The following is a 13,785-nucleotide window of genomic DNA, read 5'->3' on the forward strand; positions in this document are numbered from 1 at the left end:
AAAATTATGCCAACACAGCCACCACGTCGCTCTGTCGCATAATCAAATATTTCTTGCCTTCGAATTCCAGTTCCGTACCGGCATACTTACCGTACAGCACGGTATCGCCTTCCTTCAAGACCATCTCTTCGTCTTTCGTACCTTTACCCACTGCAACGATAGTACCTTGCAACGGTTTTTCCTTGGCGGTGTCGGGAATGATAATACCACCTACTGTCTTCGTCTCTGCCGGAGCCGGTTCAATCAGCACACGGTCTGCTAATGGTTTAATGCTCATAATGGATAAATTTTATAATTGTACATTTTAAAAATTCTACTCCAATCCATACGAAAAACATGCCAAAACACCACGACTGACACTTTGGCACACTTTTACCATGTACAGCCCCGAAATACGGCAGACTTTCTGCCAACCTTGCCTCCGCAGTTTTTTGTGTCCAAATCAGTAGAAAAGCCCTTTATATGAAATTTATTCCGTACTTTTGCAGAAAGCAACAAACGATGAAACTACGACTGACCTATCTTGCCGTATTCCTCATAATACTTTCCGCACTGACATTCCTTCCCAAAACGGGAGGCTATATCTGGCAACCGGAAATCATCAACCCGTTGTCTGCTTTGCTGTTTACGCTATTGGTCTATCTGACCGGCCACATCGCCCACTCTGCCCAAAGTTCCGCCGGAATCCTTTGCACGGCCATGTTTGTCCTGCTCTTCTGTCCGGACTCGCACGAGTTCTTCAACCGTGACGAGACAGCCGTCATGACCCTCTCGTCCACTTGCATCGTCCCGTTCTTCATTTCTCAATATACCCGTATTTCCAATAAAAATTTCAAATACGGCTACTTCCTGATGTTGTTGATGGGTATATTTTGCAGCTATACGCACGACAGCATCACGATTCCGCTTTGTGCCAGTTTCCTCACACTGTCCTATTTGCAGCGCGACCGGCTGTTCCGTCTGGCCTGTTGGCCCATGGTCATAGGTTTTGCCATCGGCACCACACTTTGCCTTTTGCAGTCCACCTTTTGGAAACAGTCATCGTGGAACGACCTGACCGCCTTGTCTTCCCAAACGGCAGACGGTTTCACCCAACTGTGGGAGACCAAAGTCTTCATGTTCGCCACTCTGCTCACCATTTATTTCTTATCTTCACGGAAAAAACGGAAACGGCTATGGCGCATCTCCCGTGAGCACAAGCTTCTGACTTATTGCCTATTGTATTCTTTCTGCGCCATTCCTTTTGCCCCGTTAGGAATAGACAGCGCCATCTCCGGCGTATGTTTCTTTTGCATGTTCTGGGCGTTGTTCCTGTTCCAACAGCTTTTAGTCCTGTTTCGGGAACACCGCCGCAAGAAACTCAAATCACGAACCTGAGCGGTCAACGTTCCGGCATCTGCCACTCTTCGAGGTCGTAAACAGCTTCCACGGCCTTTTCCACACTGTCCGGCAAAGACGGGAAAAAATCTATCCCCGTGATGCGTTCCACTTCGTCCACCGAATTGACATACGCATCAAGCGGACGGTTCCCCGACTTATTCTTGTAGATAAAGCCGATGGCCTTCATCGGCTCCGGACAAAACACAACCTTATAGAAAGCCTCTGGCACCGTAACCCGGCTTTGGCCGATATGCCTGTGCTGTCCACGATAGAGGACAGGCCCGGCCACCACATACAGCAGCCCGTTTTCCATCGTCCAGTCGCGGCAAGCTTCTTCCAACTCTTTCCAGTCGCCCCGGTTCAGGTTATGGTCTTGCGGGCAAACGTTCGTCATGTAAAAGCTTTCCCGCATGGCTTGTTCGTCCCATTTGTTGTCTGCCGCCGGACAAAGGTGCCCACGGTCATAGCCCGACCGCCTGTAGTCTTCCGTCGTCACGGGATTTGCTACTTCGGGGTCGGGCAGGAACTTGTCGTAACGGCTCACCGCCTCCTCGAAACGTTCGGGTGTCAATGTCCAGGCTACCCAGTTCGGTATCTTGGTCTCCGCATTATAAGATACCGTATACCCCGTATGGCGAATCACCTGGCTGTTTCGTTCCTGAACCAGTTCCGGCAATCCCGGCTCCATATCCCCCGAACCGGACGAAGGACTGCTACCGAAAACCTGTCCGTCCGTTGCCTCCGGTAAGAACCTGCATCCCGTCCACTGTCCCACGTAACCACGCAAGCAGTCGTAACCACCCGTCAATACCACTACGGCAGCCGCCAAGCCGCCGATTATCATTTTCAGTTTCATTTTTCCGATTTCAATTTGTTTATTTCCGGTTTAAGATTTCCGAACCTTGGGACGACGGAGCGTACGCACCCAAGACTTATCCCATTCCGCCACGCGGAAGGAATCCACGATTTTCTGTATGGCCTTGTTTTGCGTCTCGTCGTCCAACCGCCCTCCGGCCAACAACGGACGCGTCTTATCCGGGTATTTGGCAAAGCAGACTGACACCGCCCATGCTACCGCCATGGACGCGTAATATCCGCTTGGACGCACTGCCGCGCAGGCCTCCAGCACGCGGTCGATAAAATCGTCCGTGACGAAATGTGCCAAAAGCATCACTACGGCAAAACGTTGGGAGAATACGTCCCCGCTATATAAATAAGGTTGCAGGAACGCCCATACCTCCTCACGGTGTTTTCGCACGAACTTGAATCCCGAACAAGGGGAATCACACAAAGCCCAATCGTTGATTTTACGCACATAGGTAGCCATGCGTTCCATCTGCTCCTCAAACGGCATCCGCGCCACGCCCGTCACGTAACCCTGCAACATGACTTCTTCGAACGTGTCGTCCACTGCCTCCTCCAAATAAGTACGCCAATCCCCCTTGGCAATCTCCTTGGCCAACGCCCGCAATACGGGCAGACGCACACCGACCACCGGGCGGGTGCCAGGCATCAACGAAGTCACAAAAGCAGCATACCGGGCATCGGCATGTGCCGCCAAAAAGTCCTTGATTTCTTGACAAACCATAGACGCAACCTTCTTTATTTGTCCTTGGAATCTGCTATCCCATTCAATTTTTTCTTCACCACGGCCGGGCAACCGGCAGCAAGGGAATCATCGGGAATGTCTTTCACCACCACGCTCCCGGCAGCGATAATACAACGGTTCCCGATGGTCACTCCCGGGCAGACCACCACGCCGCCTCCCAACCAACAGTCCTCACCCACGGTGATGGGATAGGCCGTCTCTTTCGGTTCGCGACGCTCCACGTAATCCATCGGATGCTGGGGCGTGTAAAACTGGCAGCAAGGCCCCACCTTCGTGTTCTTCCCGATGCGGATGTAACCGGCATCGAGCATCACGCAATTATAATTCACGAACACGTTTTCACCTAACACGATGCCCGTACCATGGTCGCAGTGGAACGGGGGGCATACCGTAGAATCCTGAGGGATTCCGGGAATCAGTTCCTCAATCGTACCACGGTAGCGTTCGTCGTAAATATCCATGGTTTGCAAACACGTACATAGTTTTTTGGCACGCCGAAGACTTTCCTGCATCTCCGCATCAGAGAAACAATAAAGTTCTTCGCTACGCATCTTCTCCATTTCCGTCTTCATATTTCATCTTTTATCTTGTTCTTCATTTTCTGCCTGCCGCCTGCCTGCTCCACGCCATCCGGCCTCATCCGGAATACAGCCAAAAGTCCTCTTCAAACGTTTCGGCTGAGAACCGAAAATCAATCTGCGCCAAATGAAAAATCATTCGGCTGAGATTGAAAAATCATTTGGCGCAGATTGAAACGGCTTTCTTAACCCTCTCATTTTCAAGGTTGATTTTCTTCGTTCCAATAGCCGCTGTACGAAATACTCTGCGCATTGCTCGGAATCAAGATAATATCCGCCCTTCCGCCCTCGTATCCCGTCACGGTAAACTTATACACTACCGGCACCTTGCGCACGCTGAACTCCACACGCTTCCCCTTGTCGCCCATGTTACGGGCCTTAACGTCCTTCGCCGGAAGGGCGAAACGCAGGCCGTCGTCGTTCAGTGCCGGTTGGTACACCCTTCCCATATAAGGCAAATACACAAAAGCGGAATCATTACGCAAAGCCACCCCGTAGCCGTATGAAAGCGTACGTGCCGGATAAGACACCGGCATCATATACGTCACGTCCACATTGAAACTGTCGGCATCGAAAGGTTTGGTGTCCTGCGCTCTCGACAGATCAGGGCACAAACCCCAAAAAATAACAAAAAAACAATACTTCGTCCTCATACCTGCCTCCTTATCCGCAAAATAAAAAAACGGCCTTTGCTGTTTGACTATAAAGTAACAACAAAGGCCGTTAAGTTGTATCGCAAAGGACTATTTTTTAATGATATTTATCATCTCGTCCGGTGTCAGGAGCGACTGTTCTCCCGTCTCCATGTTTTTCAGTGTGACCTTCCCCTCGTTCATTTCATTCTCGCCGACTATCGCCACGAAAGGCACCGCCTTGGCATTGGCATAGCTCATCTGTTTTTTCATCTTGGCACTGTCGGGATAAATCTCACAACGCACTCCGGCTCGGCGCGCCTGCGCCATGACGGGCAGGCAATAAGCCGCCTCGGCCGCGCCGAAATTCACGAAGAGCAACTCCGTGCCCGTGACAGTCTCCTTCGGATAAAGATCGAGTTGGTTCAGCACGTCGAAGATGCGGTCTGCCCCGAACGAGATGCCCACGCCGCTCACTCCCGGCATGCCGAAAATGCCTGTCAGGTTATCGTAACGGCCTCCTCCGGTGATACTGCCGATTTCCACATCCAAAGCTTTCACCTCGAAAATGCAACCGGTGTAATAGTTCAGCCCCCGGGCCAAAGTCAAATCCAGTTCCATCGCGTTCCGCAGTCCTAAAGCCGATAATGTGTCGAGCACGAACTCACATTCCGCAATGCCCTTCAAACCGGTCTCGCTTCCGGCCAGGACGTCCTTCATCACGGCCAACTTCTCCTTGTTCGTTCCGCTCAGGCTGATGATGGGCTGCAAACGGGTCACGGCCTCGTCACTGAGACCACCGGCCTTCAGTTCGGCATTCACATTGTCAAGCCCTATCTTGTCCAGTTTGTCGATGGCCACGGTGATATCCACAATCTTGTCCGCCGCCCCGATCATCTCGGCAATACCCGTCAGGATCTTGCGGTTATTCAATTTGATGCATACCCGTATGCCGAATTGGGTGAATACCGTATCCACAATCTGCATCAGTTCCACTTCGTTCAGCAAAGAATCGCTGCCCACCACGTCGGCATCACATTGGTAAAATTCCCGGTAACGCCCCTTTTGCGGCCGGTCGGCACGCCACACAGGCTGTATCTGGTAACGCTTGAAAGGCATGGTCAGTTCGTCACGGTGCTGTACCACATAACGGGCAAAAGGCACGGTCAGGTCATAACGCAGCCCTTTCTCACACAGGCGGGCCGCCAACCTGTTCGTGTTTGCCTCACCCAATTCCTCCGTCGCCACTCCGGAAAGGAAATTGCCGGAATTCAATATTTTGAAAAGCAACTTGTCTCCCTCCTCGCCGTATTTGCCCATCAGCGTGGAGAGGTTTTCCATGGCAGGCGTCTCGATTTGCTGGAAACCATACAAAGCGTAAACGCCTCGGATGGTGTCGAATATATAATTGCGTTTCGCCATCTCCACAGGCGAAAAATCACGTGTACCTTTAGGTATTCCGGGTTTCGTAGCCATATTCTGTCTCCTTTTTATGATTCCTGCGCAAAATTACACTTTTTTTTCATACAACTTGCCATACGGCCCGGAGATAATACGCCGTAATATAGTTTGCATCCGTTTTTATTTCTAACTTTGCACGAGATTAAAAGCATTCAAGCGTATGAAGTTTTTTCGAAAATCCGCACCGGAAAAAATGGAGCAACCTGACTCGCCCATACCGACTGTCTCCACGGACATCACGTCCACTACAACCCCGAACCTTACCCCTGAAGAAACCGCCCGACAGTGGTTTGCCGAAAAGTTCGGTACAGACATGCCTGAAGAGGTGACGCGGATGTTCCGCCAAATCGCACAGGCTGAAGCCAAACGGCAAAAGGACGGAGAACAGGCGCTCGCTCCCATCGAACTGAAACGCATACAAGACAGCATGAGGCTCTACAAGACCAAGCTGACCAACATTGCGCAAACCCTGGGCGGGCTACAAGCACAGAAAGAATGGCTGCACAAGTTCAAGGAACTGAACGCCACGTTGGAAAAGTACAGGCAAGCCTTTTTCGAAAGCAACAAGAACTACAACGCCCACCTGAAGGAAATCAGGGAACTGGAACGCTTTGAGACTTTTGAAGCGGTGCTAGGCAACTACCAACGTATCAAGGCGAAAGAAAACGTCCTCCACTTCATACGCAAAGGCAGTGCTTTGCATGCAGAAAAACTGACGGAAGCCTTATCGGCAGACAAGGCAAACCAAAAAAAGGCGGAAACCGAAAACAAGAAATACCAGGAAGCATGGCACAACTTGCAACAGATACAGAAAACGTTGGCCGAAGGTTACCGCCTGCAAGCCGCCTTGCGGTTCCACGAAGCTGACCTGAAAGAACTATCCGACTACAAAGAACGAATCGAGCAAGCACTCTCCACAGTACAAAAACAAGGTAAAGAAACAGCGGAAGAACTAAAAAAGAACAAGGAACAAGCGGCACAGCAACAACAGCAGTTGCAGAACTTGGAATCGTTACAAAGCATGTTGGAAAAGGGGGAGGCCATACAGACACGCCTGAACTTCCTGCAATCCCGTAAAAAACGCAAAGAACAGTTGCAAACCGTGCTCGAAAGGACACTCAGAAAACAGCACGAACAAGACGAGAAACTAAACAAGCTGTTCCTATCCTCACAAGGCATCGACGCACAAATCAACACGTTGCAAAGCGAGCTGCAAGTACACCTGAAAAGCATCGTGGGCATGAACAGCTACAACCTGCAGCAACGGGCCATGGACCTGAAAAGCAAAAAGGAAATGCTGACGAACGCCACACGGCTGTGGAAACAAATTGCGGAAGGATACAACCGCGTAGACGAAAAAAGCCAGGAAATCATGCGCATGCGCCATCATAATGATGCCCTGAAAACGCAAATAGCCAAACTGGAACCGGAAACGGCCGGACTTCAAAGGCAATGCGAGGAACTGAAATACGCCTATACCCTCAGCAAAAGCCAAGATGTCATGCAGCTGCGAAAGGATTTGCAGGAGGGGGTCAGTTGCAGTGTATGCGGCGCAACACACCATCCCTACCATTCCGACACGCTTTTGGAACAAAGCAAACTCATCGGGGAAATCAAAATCGATTTCGAACAGGCCGCCACGGAACTGAAACACAAACAAACCCTCTTAGACGAGCTGAGAAAGGAACAGGCCGTAGAGGAAGGGCGCATCGAAATGTGCCATCAGGCTTTGGAGACCTACAAACAAATATTGCAGGACCACGTGGCACACTGGGAAGACTTCGTTGCCCTGGACCGTTCCTTTAAAGACTGTTCCGCCAGTACGAACTTCGAGGGGCGGCGCATCATGTTGCAACAGCTCATGGAAAAGACGGGAGTGGATGCCGAGGATGCCCAAAAAGAACTGGACACGTTCAATTACCACCAGTCCAACATCAACGCTCTCAACGAAAAAATCGCCCTGAAAGAACAGGAAAAGAATGACATTGTCGTACGGCTGAATGAAGTGAATACGGGTTGCCAGGTCGTGGCCTACCGGGTGGAACAACTGCAACAATCCCTGTCGCGCACCAACGGACAATACAGCGAGCTGTTCGAGGAAATCGACAAGATGATGGCCATCTCCAACTGGTATAAAGTATGGACGGAAAACCCCGAGAACCTAAGAATCTATATCCAACAACAGATGGGACGTTGGTTCAATCTGAAAAAAGACATGGCCGAAACCAAAAACGAAACCATCCGCCTACAAACCTTACAGGAAACAACGGACCGGCACATACAGGCATTGGGCAAACAACGGGACTTCATCAACGGAAAAATAGAGCGGATGTCGGAATTCCGGAACCAAATACACGAACAATTATACAAGATGTTCCCGGACGGCGATGTGGAAGACTACAACAAAACAGTATTCAGTACCTTATATTCTTTGGAAGAACAAAAGGAACAGGCCAGGAGCAAAGCAGACGAGACGCATGCCCAGGCTGCCCGACACCAAGGTTACAACCAACGTATGACCGACACGGCCCAGGAACTCGAAACGCAAATCGCCCAAGAGCGTTCGGAACTGGATATTTGGATAAGGAAATACAATGCCCTGCACTCTCCCGTACAGTTCTCCGAACTGGAACAGACATTCAACAGCACGACCGACTGGAATGCCCTGAGGCAGGAAATCAGAACCCTCACGCTCCACAACATGATGGCCGAAGCACGGGCTGACGAAGCCCGCCTGGCCCTGGCCGCCCATCAAGTAAACGCCCTTTCACAAGGGCAGGACAAGGAAGACCGCACAGCAGCGCTGAACACTGAGATAGCACGGTTGGAAAGCGAACAGGAAAATATCCTTGTACAAATAGCCGGATGCCAAGCCAAACTGGAAGCCCACGAAACCGCATTGCGGAAGTTAGCCGCCGGACAGGATTCTTCTATCACATCATAAAGCGCATGTCACACTTGTCTTTTCTTAAATTATGGCCGCTCCTGTTCATCGTCCTGCTCGTCGTGACAGGATGCCGCTCTTCACGTTCGCTACGTGGGGAACGCTTCGTTTTGGTCGTCGATGCCGGACATGGCGGAAACGACCAAGGGGCCGCCGGGCGACGATCGCTCGAAAAAGAAGTCAACCTCGAAGTGGCCCGACGCGTCTGCAAACTGATTCGCAAACAATGTCGCGACGTGGAAATCATACAAACCCGTCCCGACGACGAGTTCGTCAGCCTCAACGACCGGGCAGGCATGGCCAACTTCTACCGGGCGGATTTGTTCATCTCCATCCATTCCAATTCGGCCCGGGGATGGGCAGAAGGTACAGAAACGTTCATTCACCCTTCGGCTCGCGGAGGACGCAGTGAACGAATGGCCCGACTCATCGAACAGGAATATGTGAAAACAGGACGGGAAAGCCGAGGCGTGAAAACGGCCAACTTCGCCGTATTGCGCAATACGCGCATGCCGGCCGTATTGACAGAAATAGGATTCATATCCAACCGCAGCGAAGAACGGTTCATGAACTCCCGTAAAGGCCAGAAACGTCTGGCACGCAGCATCAGCAACGCCTTCATCCGTTACCGGCGAAGCGTTCCATAACCTTCCGGCTACAAGCTATACATTATATAATAAGGTAAAAAGATTCTATTAAGATGAAGAAAAGTTTAATCGTCCTGGCGTTCGGTACGTTCGCCTTGGGCATGGCAGAATTCGTCATGATGAGCATTCTGCCCTACGTGGCCCAGTCCATGCAATGCAGCATCCCCGAAGCCGGACATCTCATCTCGGCCTACGCCATCGGCGTTTGCGTGGGTGCCCCTTCTGTGGTATTAGTAGCCCGTAAACGCCCGCTCCATCAAATCCTGTTAGGCCTCATCGTGATTTATCTGACGGGCAACCTTCTGATGGCTTCTTGCTCAGACCTCCATCTCGGTGTGCTCTTCCGGTTCATTTCCGGTTTGCCGCATGGGGCGTATTTTGGTGTAGGCTCCATCGTAGCCGACCGGTTGGCTCCTCGCGGCAAGAGCACTTCAGCCATCGCCATCATGTGCTCGGGCATGACCGTGGCCAACCTCATCGGCATCCCGGCAGGAACGTGGTTGAGCGACATGGTCTCCTGGCGTGTGATTTTCCTGTTCAACGGTGCATGGGGCATCCTCACCTTCATCCTGCTCTACCGTCTGGTTCCGCGAATGGAACCTCTTCCGAACACAGGACTGAAAGGGCAGTTCCGTTTCCTGAAAAGTGCGGCACCCTGGCTCATCATGGCCACGACCACTTTCGGAAACGGAGGTATCTTCTGTTGGTACAGTTATATCAGCCCGCTCATGAACCGGATTGCGGGATTCGCCCCTTCCGAGATCACCATGCTTATGGTATTGGCCGGAGGCAGCATGTGCGTGGGAAACCTGTTGGGTGGCAAGTTGGCCGACCGCTATACGCCGGGCAAAACCATATTGGGCGTACAGGCGATCATGATTTTAGGACTGCTCACCACTTTTTTCCTCGCGTCCTATCCAGGCATTGCCGTACTGATGCTGTGCATTTGCACGGCTTGCCTCTTCGGAGTGTCCGCACCGCAGCAACTGCTGCTGTTGCGTTTTTCCAAAGGCGGGGAAATGATGGGAGCGGCTTTGGTACAGGTTGCCTTCAATTTAGGTAACGCCGTGGGAGCGTACTGTGGCGGACTTCCCGTCACATACGGCCTGCCTTACAACTATCCAGCTCTGGTCGGTGCCGGTTTTGTGGTTATCGGCGTGATTTCCACCGCCATGTTCTGCAAAAAATACAAGAAAGAAAACTCTATGGCCTGAAAACTCTAACGCCGTAAGTTCAATACAAGCCAAGACATCACGATCTACCCACCATTGATGACACAGGACATCAATGGTGGGTTCTTTACCCCATATTCTTATAAGAAATAAGACGCATGGAATCACACAATAAAGTAATAAACTTCCATTTCATCTGCATGGCATCGTCATCAATGTCCTTGTCACTATTACAAAAATTTGTTAGTTCAATCTATAAAATGCCACGACACGGTAACCATTTTCCAAATGTTGTACAACATCTGTAGGCAATGTTGCCTTGTCCTCAAACCTATCCAGACAGTAATCTTCCAAATACCCTACTACACACCCATCGGCCATACACAATGGAATGATAATATCCGTAGGAGACAATCCTTTGTCTATATCCTTGTTTCCACCAATACGCTCTCTCATGTCATAATATAGAACAGTCCTAAGATTCCGGTTTCTCAAAAACATAACCAATTTGGATTCATATATTAACGGGCAAGTGTACATAAAGACATGCTTGTCTTTAATTAGTTGTTCGGCATCATGACGAGCCTCCAAAGGAGGCGCATATTTGCCGAAGTTGAAGAGATAAGAATGTACCAACTCACCTTTTGGCGTAAACACATGGGTCGTATCTGACATGTCATCCGTATAATAAATGCTGTCACCCACTTTTTGAAAAAGGGAATAGCCGGAATAATTGTCTTGGTCTTTCTCATCAAAGTAAGAAAACACCTTTTTGATGTTAAAAAGTGAATCTGTCATGCAAAGTTTCACATTCGTCTTTCCGGGCTTTAACGAAAACAAGAATGAACCATCGTCTAAAACTTTGAAGTCTTCTCCCCAAAAAGAAGTTTCCACCTTTTGGACGAATTCGCCACCATGGGTAAATGAAATCATCTTCTCACTGGCATCATCATATAGATAAACATAATGCTTGTCCACATCAAAAGAATTTACCCTCACATATTCCGAACCCGACCGCCCACGCTCACCATACTGCGTGATAAAATTCCCCTCCTTGTCGAACGACATCAGTTTAGATAGCCTTTCATCAAGTATGTATATAGTGTCACCGTATATCTTGAGCTTATCAAGATTCCTAAATGTATTTTGTGGTTCTTGTAGTTTTACGAACAGAACGGTGTCAATAAACGAAGAACTTATTCCTGACACTTCTTCCAAAGGCACATCAAGTTTCGTCTGTGGAACACAAGGGTTAATATCTGTTTTACTCTCCTTGCACGCAATAAAAAAGAACAGAAATAATATATAATAATGGATATACTTCATACCATTCTACTTTTAAAATTAGAACCTCCTGTACGGGAATCACTTGAAACGGCGAATCACTTCCACAAAGTCTTTCCCGTACTTTTCTTTTTTGAATTCACCGATGCCGCTGACCGTACCGAATGCTTCCACCGTTTGCGGACGAGCCTCACAAAGATTCTGCAACACCTTGTCGGACATAACGATATAAGGCGGAAAACCCTGTGCATCGGCCAGACGTTTGCGTAAAGCCCGCAAAGCCTCGAACAGTTCCTGACTGCCTGCCGCCAACGGAGCCGCTGCCGGACGACCACCCGTAAACAAAACGGAAGCCGCAACGGGACGAAGGGATTTTCGTCCGCGCTTCTGCGGCTTCTCCTCCCTGCGGATAACGGCCAGTTCCACTTTCCTACCTTTATATAAGACCTGCCTGCCGCTTTCGGTCAACTTCAGGTGGTTGCCTTCTTCGTAAGCTATCTCGAACAGACCGTTCTGCAACACCTGCATCAGGTAGTCCTGCCAATCGCGCGGCGGCACGTCGCGCCCCACCCCGAAAGTCTTCAGTGTTTCAAAATGCCCCTTCGTCACCTCCGGACTGAAATTGCCGCGCAGGATGTCCGTAAGCGTTCGGGCACTGACCTGCTCATCCGCCCGCACGATGGCACTCAAGGCTTTCTGGGCCAATATCGTACCGTCGAACCGTCGCGGAGGGTTCTTGCACACATCGCAATTTCCGCAATCCCCGTCGGTATGTTCTCCGAAATAATTCAGCAAAATGCGACGACGGCACACGTCGGATTCCGCATATTCCTGCATCCGGCGCAGCTTCTCCGTGTTGATTTCCCGCTGTCCGCTCTCTTGGGCAAACTTGGACAACTGCACCAAATCGCCCAATGAATAAAACAATACCGTTTCTGCCGGAAGACCGTCGCGCCCGGCACGCCCGATTTCCTGGTAAAATCCTTCTATACTCTTCGGCAAATTATAATGAATCACAAAACGAACATTGGATTTGTCTATGCCCATACCGAACGCCACCGTGGCACACACCACCTGCACACGGTCGTGGATAAAATCATCCTGTGCCCTCTCGCGCTCCTCAGTAGGGAGCCCGGCATGGTAGGCCACGGCTGCTATATCATGCCCACGAAGCATCTCTGCCACGCTTTCGGTGGTCTTCTTGCTCAGGCAATATATGATTCCGCAATCGTCGGGATGCCGGGCGATAAGTTCCAATATGGCACGGTCCTTGTCTTTCTTTTGATACCCGCGTTTCACGTCAAGACTGAGGTTCGGACGATCGAAAGAAGAAATGAACACGACCGGGTCGGACAAAGCCAACTGCTTCTGTATATCCTCTCTTGTCAAACGGTCGGCCGTAGCGGTCAATGCCACAATCGGCACATCGGGAAACGTCTGCCTCAACAATCCCAATTGGGCATACTCCGGCCGGAAATCATGCCCCATTGCGAGATACAGTGCGCTTCGTCCACTGCAAACAAGGACACTTTCATGTCCCTTATCAGATAAGGGAGTTCCAACATCAGACGTTCGGGCGAAATATACAACAGCTTCAACTCCCCTCTCAGGCAGGCGGCACGCACCCTAGCACTCTCGGCCTCGTCGTTCGCGCTGTTCAGTGCGGCCGCCGGCACACCGTTGGCCCGCAATCCCTCCACTTGGTCTTTCATCAAGGATATCAAAGGAGATATCACGACAGTCGTCCCTTCCTTCATCAACGCAGGAACCTGATAACACAAGCTCTTCCCGCCACCGGTAGGCATGAGCACCACGACATCATGTCCGGCCAAAACTTTTCCGATGATGTCTTCCTGCAAAGGACGGAAAGAGTCAAAGCCAAAATACCGTTTTAATATATTCTGCATAATTATTCACTACCTATTTTGTGAAAAACACCACAAAGATACGCCTTTTTTGCATCTTTTAATTGAATAGGCTTGTACAAGAAATAAAAAAAGGCGATTTTTGCATACAAATGAACAAACAAAAAGAATAATCATATCCGACGAAGGGGCAAAAGAAGGGCTGATTATTTT

The 13,785-nt window shown here is 50.2% G+C and carries 11 protein-coding genes and 1 pseudogene; 4 read left to right on the top strand and 8 right to left on the bottom strand.

The window, feature by feature from the left end; translation table 11 throughout:
• Positions 1–4: 4 nt before the first annotated feature.
• Positions 5–277 (bottom strand): co-chaperone GroES, encoded by a 273-nt coding sequence (locus HMPREF9442_RS07145; protein WP_008623034.1) that lies wholly within the window; start codon positions 275–277, stop codon positions 5–7.
• A gap of 224 nt (positions 278–501) precedes the next feature.
• On the opposite strand from HMPREF9442_RS07145, the gene HMPREF9442_RS07150 reads away from it, so the two are divergent.
• Positions 502–1,377, top strand: coding sequence for a hypothetical protein (locus tag HMPREF9442_RS07150; protein ID WP_253271057.1), 876 nt, complete (start codon positions 502–504; stop codon positions 1,375–1,377).
• A 4-nt stretch (positions 1,378–1,381) separates the two neighbouring features.
• Here the strand turns inward: HMPREF9442_RS07150 and HMPREF9442_RS07155 are convergent, their stop codons facing one another.
• The 5 genes from HMPREF9442_RS07155 to hisS form a co-directional block, all read right to left on the bottom strand.
• Positions 1,382–2,236 carry a DNA/RNA non-specific endonuclease gene (locus tag HMPREF9442_RS07155; RefSeq protein ID WP_008626891.1) on the bottom strand — a complete coding sequence of 285 codons (855 nt, stop codon included), beginning with the start codon at positions 2,234–2,236 and terminating at the stop codon, positions 1,382–1,384.
• Positions 2,237–2,266: 30 nt separating this feature from the next.
• Positions 2,267–2,968: a DNA alkylation repair protein gene (locus tag HMPREF9442_RS07160; RefSeq protein WP_008626892.1), complete on the bottom strand. Its 702-nt coding sequence runs from the start codon at positions 2,966–2,968 to the stop codon at positions 2,267–2,269.
• A gap of 14 nt (positions 2,969–2,982) precedes the next feature.
• Positions 2,983–3,561, bottom strand: coding sequence for a sugar O-acetyltransferase (locus tag HMPREF9442_RS07165; protein ID WP_008626893.1), 579 nt, complete (start codon positions 3,559–3,561; stop codon positions 2,983–2,985).
• 206 nt (positions 3,562–3,767) lie between these two features.
• Positions 3,768–4,220 (bottom strand): DUF4251 domain-containing protein, encoded by a 453-nt coding sequence (locus tag HMPREF9442_RS07170; RefSeq protein WP_008626895.1) that lies wholly within the window; start codon positions 4,218–4,220, stop codon positions 3,768–3,770.
• A gap of 90 nt (positions 4,221–4,310) precedes the next feature.
• Positions 4,311–5,675, bottom strand: coding sequence for a histidine--tRNA ligase (hisS, locus tag HMPREF9442_RS07175; protein ID WP_008626896.1), 1,365 nt, complete (start codon positions 5,673–5,675; stop codon positions 4,311–4,313).
• Between the two features lie 145 nt (positions 5,676–5,820).
• Between hisS and HMPREF9442_RS07180 the strand changes: the two genes are divergently transcribed.
• The 3 genes from HMPREF9442_RS07180 to araJ are packed head-to-tail and all read left to right on the top strand — an operon-like array spanning position 5,821 to position 10,465.
• Positions 5,821–8,604: a coiled-coil domain-containing protein gene (locus HMPREF9442_RS07180; protein ID WP_008626898.1), complete on the top strand. Its 2,784-nt coding sequence runs from the start codon at positions 5,821–5,823 to the stop codon at positions 8,602–8,604.
• A gap of 5 nt (positions 8,605–8,609) precedes the next feature.
• Complete coding sequence (locus tag HMPREF9442_RS07185; RefSeq protein ID WP_040602772.1) at positions 8,610–9,251, top strand: N-acetylmuramoyl-L-alanine amidase family protein; 642 nt, start codon at positions 8,610–8,612, stop codon at positions 9,249–9,251.
• 53 nt (positions 9,252–9,304) lie between these two features.
• The gene (gene araJ / locus HMPREF9442_RS07190; protein ID WP_008626900.1) at positions 9,305–10,465 is read left to right on the top strand and encodes an MFS transporter AraJ; all 1,161 of its coding nucleotides are present in this window, start codon (positions 9,305–9,307) and stop codon (positions 10,463–10,465) included.
• A 201-nt stretch (positions 10,466–10,666) separates the two neighbouring features.
• Here araJ and HMPREF9442_RS07195 read toward each other — a convergent pair whose 3' ends face one another.
• A complete protein-coding gene (locus HMPREF9442_RS07195; RefSeq protein WP_008626901.1) occupies positions 10,667–11,749 on the bottom strand; it encodes a DUF4934 domain-containing protein in 1,083 nt (360 codons plus the stop codon).
• Positions 11,750–11,788: 39 nt separating this feature from the next.
• Positions 11,789–13,614, bottom strand: a pseudogene (gene recQ, locus HMPREF9442_RS07200) (DNA helicase RecQ).
• Positions 13,615–13,785: the final 171 nt, after the last annotated feature.

Origin of the sequence: Paraprevotella xylaniphila YIT 11841 (assembly GCF_000205165.1) — a bacterium.
GTDB lineage: Bacteria > Bacteroidota > Bacteroidia > Bacteroidales > Bacteroidaceae > Paraprevotella > Paraprevotella xylaniphila.

Bases quoted from the DNA above. Each gene is read 5' to 3' on its own strand.
- HMPREF9442_RS07145 (WP_008623034.1), bottom strand. From the start codon at position 277: ATGAGCATTAAACCATTAGCAGACCGTGTGCTGATTGAACCGGCTCCG.
- HMPREF9442_RS07150 (WP_253271057.1), top strand. From the start codon at position 502: ATGAAACTACGACTGACCTATCTTGCCGTATTCCTCATAATACTTTCC.
- HMPREF9442_RS07155 (WP_008626891.1), bottom strand. From the start codon at position 2,236: ATGAAACTGAAAATGATAATCGGCGGCTTGGCGGCTGCCGTAGTGGTA.
- HMPREF9442_RS07160 (WP_008626892.1), bottom strand. From the start codon at position 2,968: ATGGTTTGTCAAGAAATCAAGGACTTTTTGGCGGCACATGCCGATGCC.
- HMPREF9442_RS07165 (WP_008626893.1), bottom strand. From the start codon at position 3,561: ATGAAGACGGAAATGGAGAAGATGCGTAGCGAAGAACTTTATTGTTTC.
- HMPREF9442_RS07170 (WP_008626895.1), bottom strand. From the start codon at position 4,220: ATGAGGACGAAGTATTGTTTTTTTGTTATTTTTTGGGGTTTGTGCCCT.
- hisS (WP_008626896.1), bottom strand. From the start codon at position 5,675: ATGGCTACGAAACCCGGAATACCTAAAGGTACACGTGATTTTTCGCCT.
- HMPREF9442_RS07180 (WP_008626898.1), top strand. From the start codon at position 5,821: ATGAAGTTTTTTCGAAAATCCGCACCGGAAAAAATGGAGCAACCTGAC.
- HMPREF9442_RS07185 (WP_040602772.1), top strand. From the start codon at position 8,610: ATGTCACACTTGTCTTTTCTTAAATTATGGCCGCTCCTGTTCATCGTC.
- araJ (WP_008626900.1), top strand. From the start codon at position 9,305: ATGAAGAAAAGTTTAATCGTCCTGGCGTTCGGTACGTTCGCCTTGGGC.
- HMPREF9442_RS07195 (WP_008626901.1), bottom strand. From the start codon at position 11,749: ATGAAGTATATCCATTATTATATATTATTTCTGTTCTTTTTTATTGCG.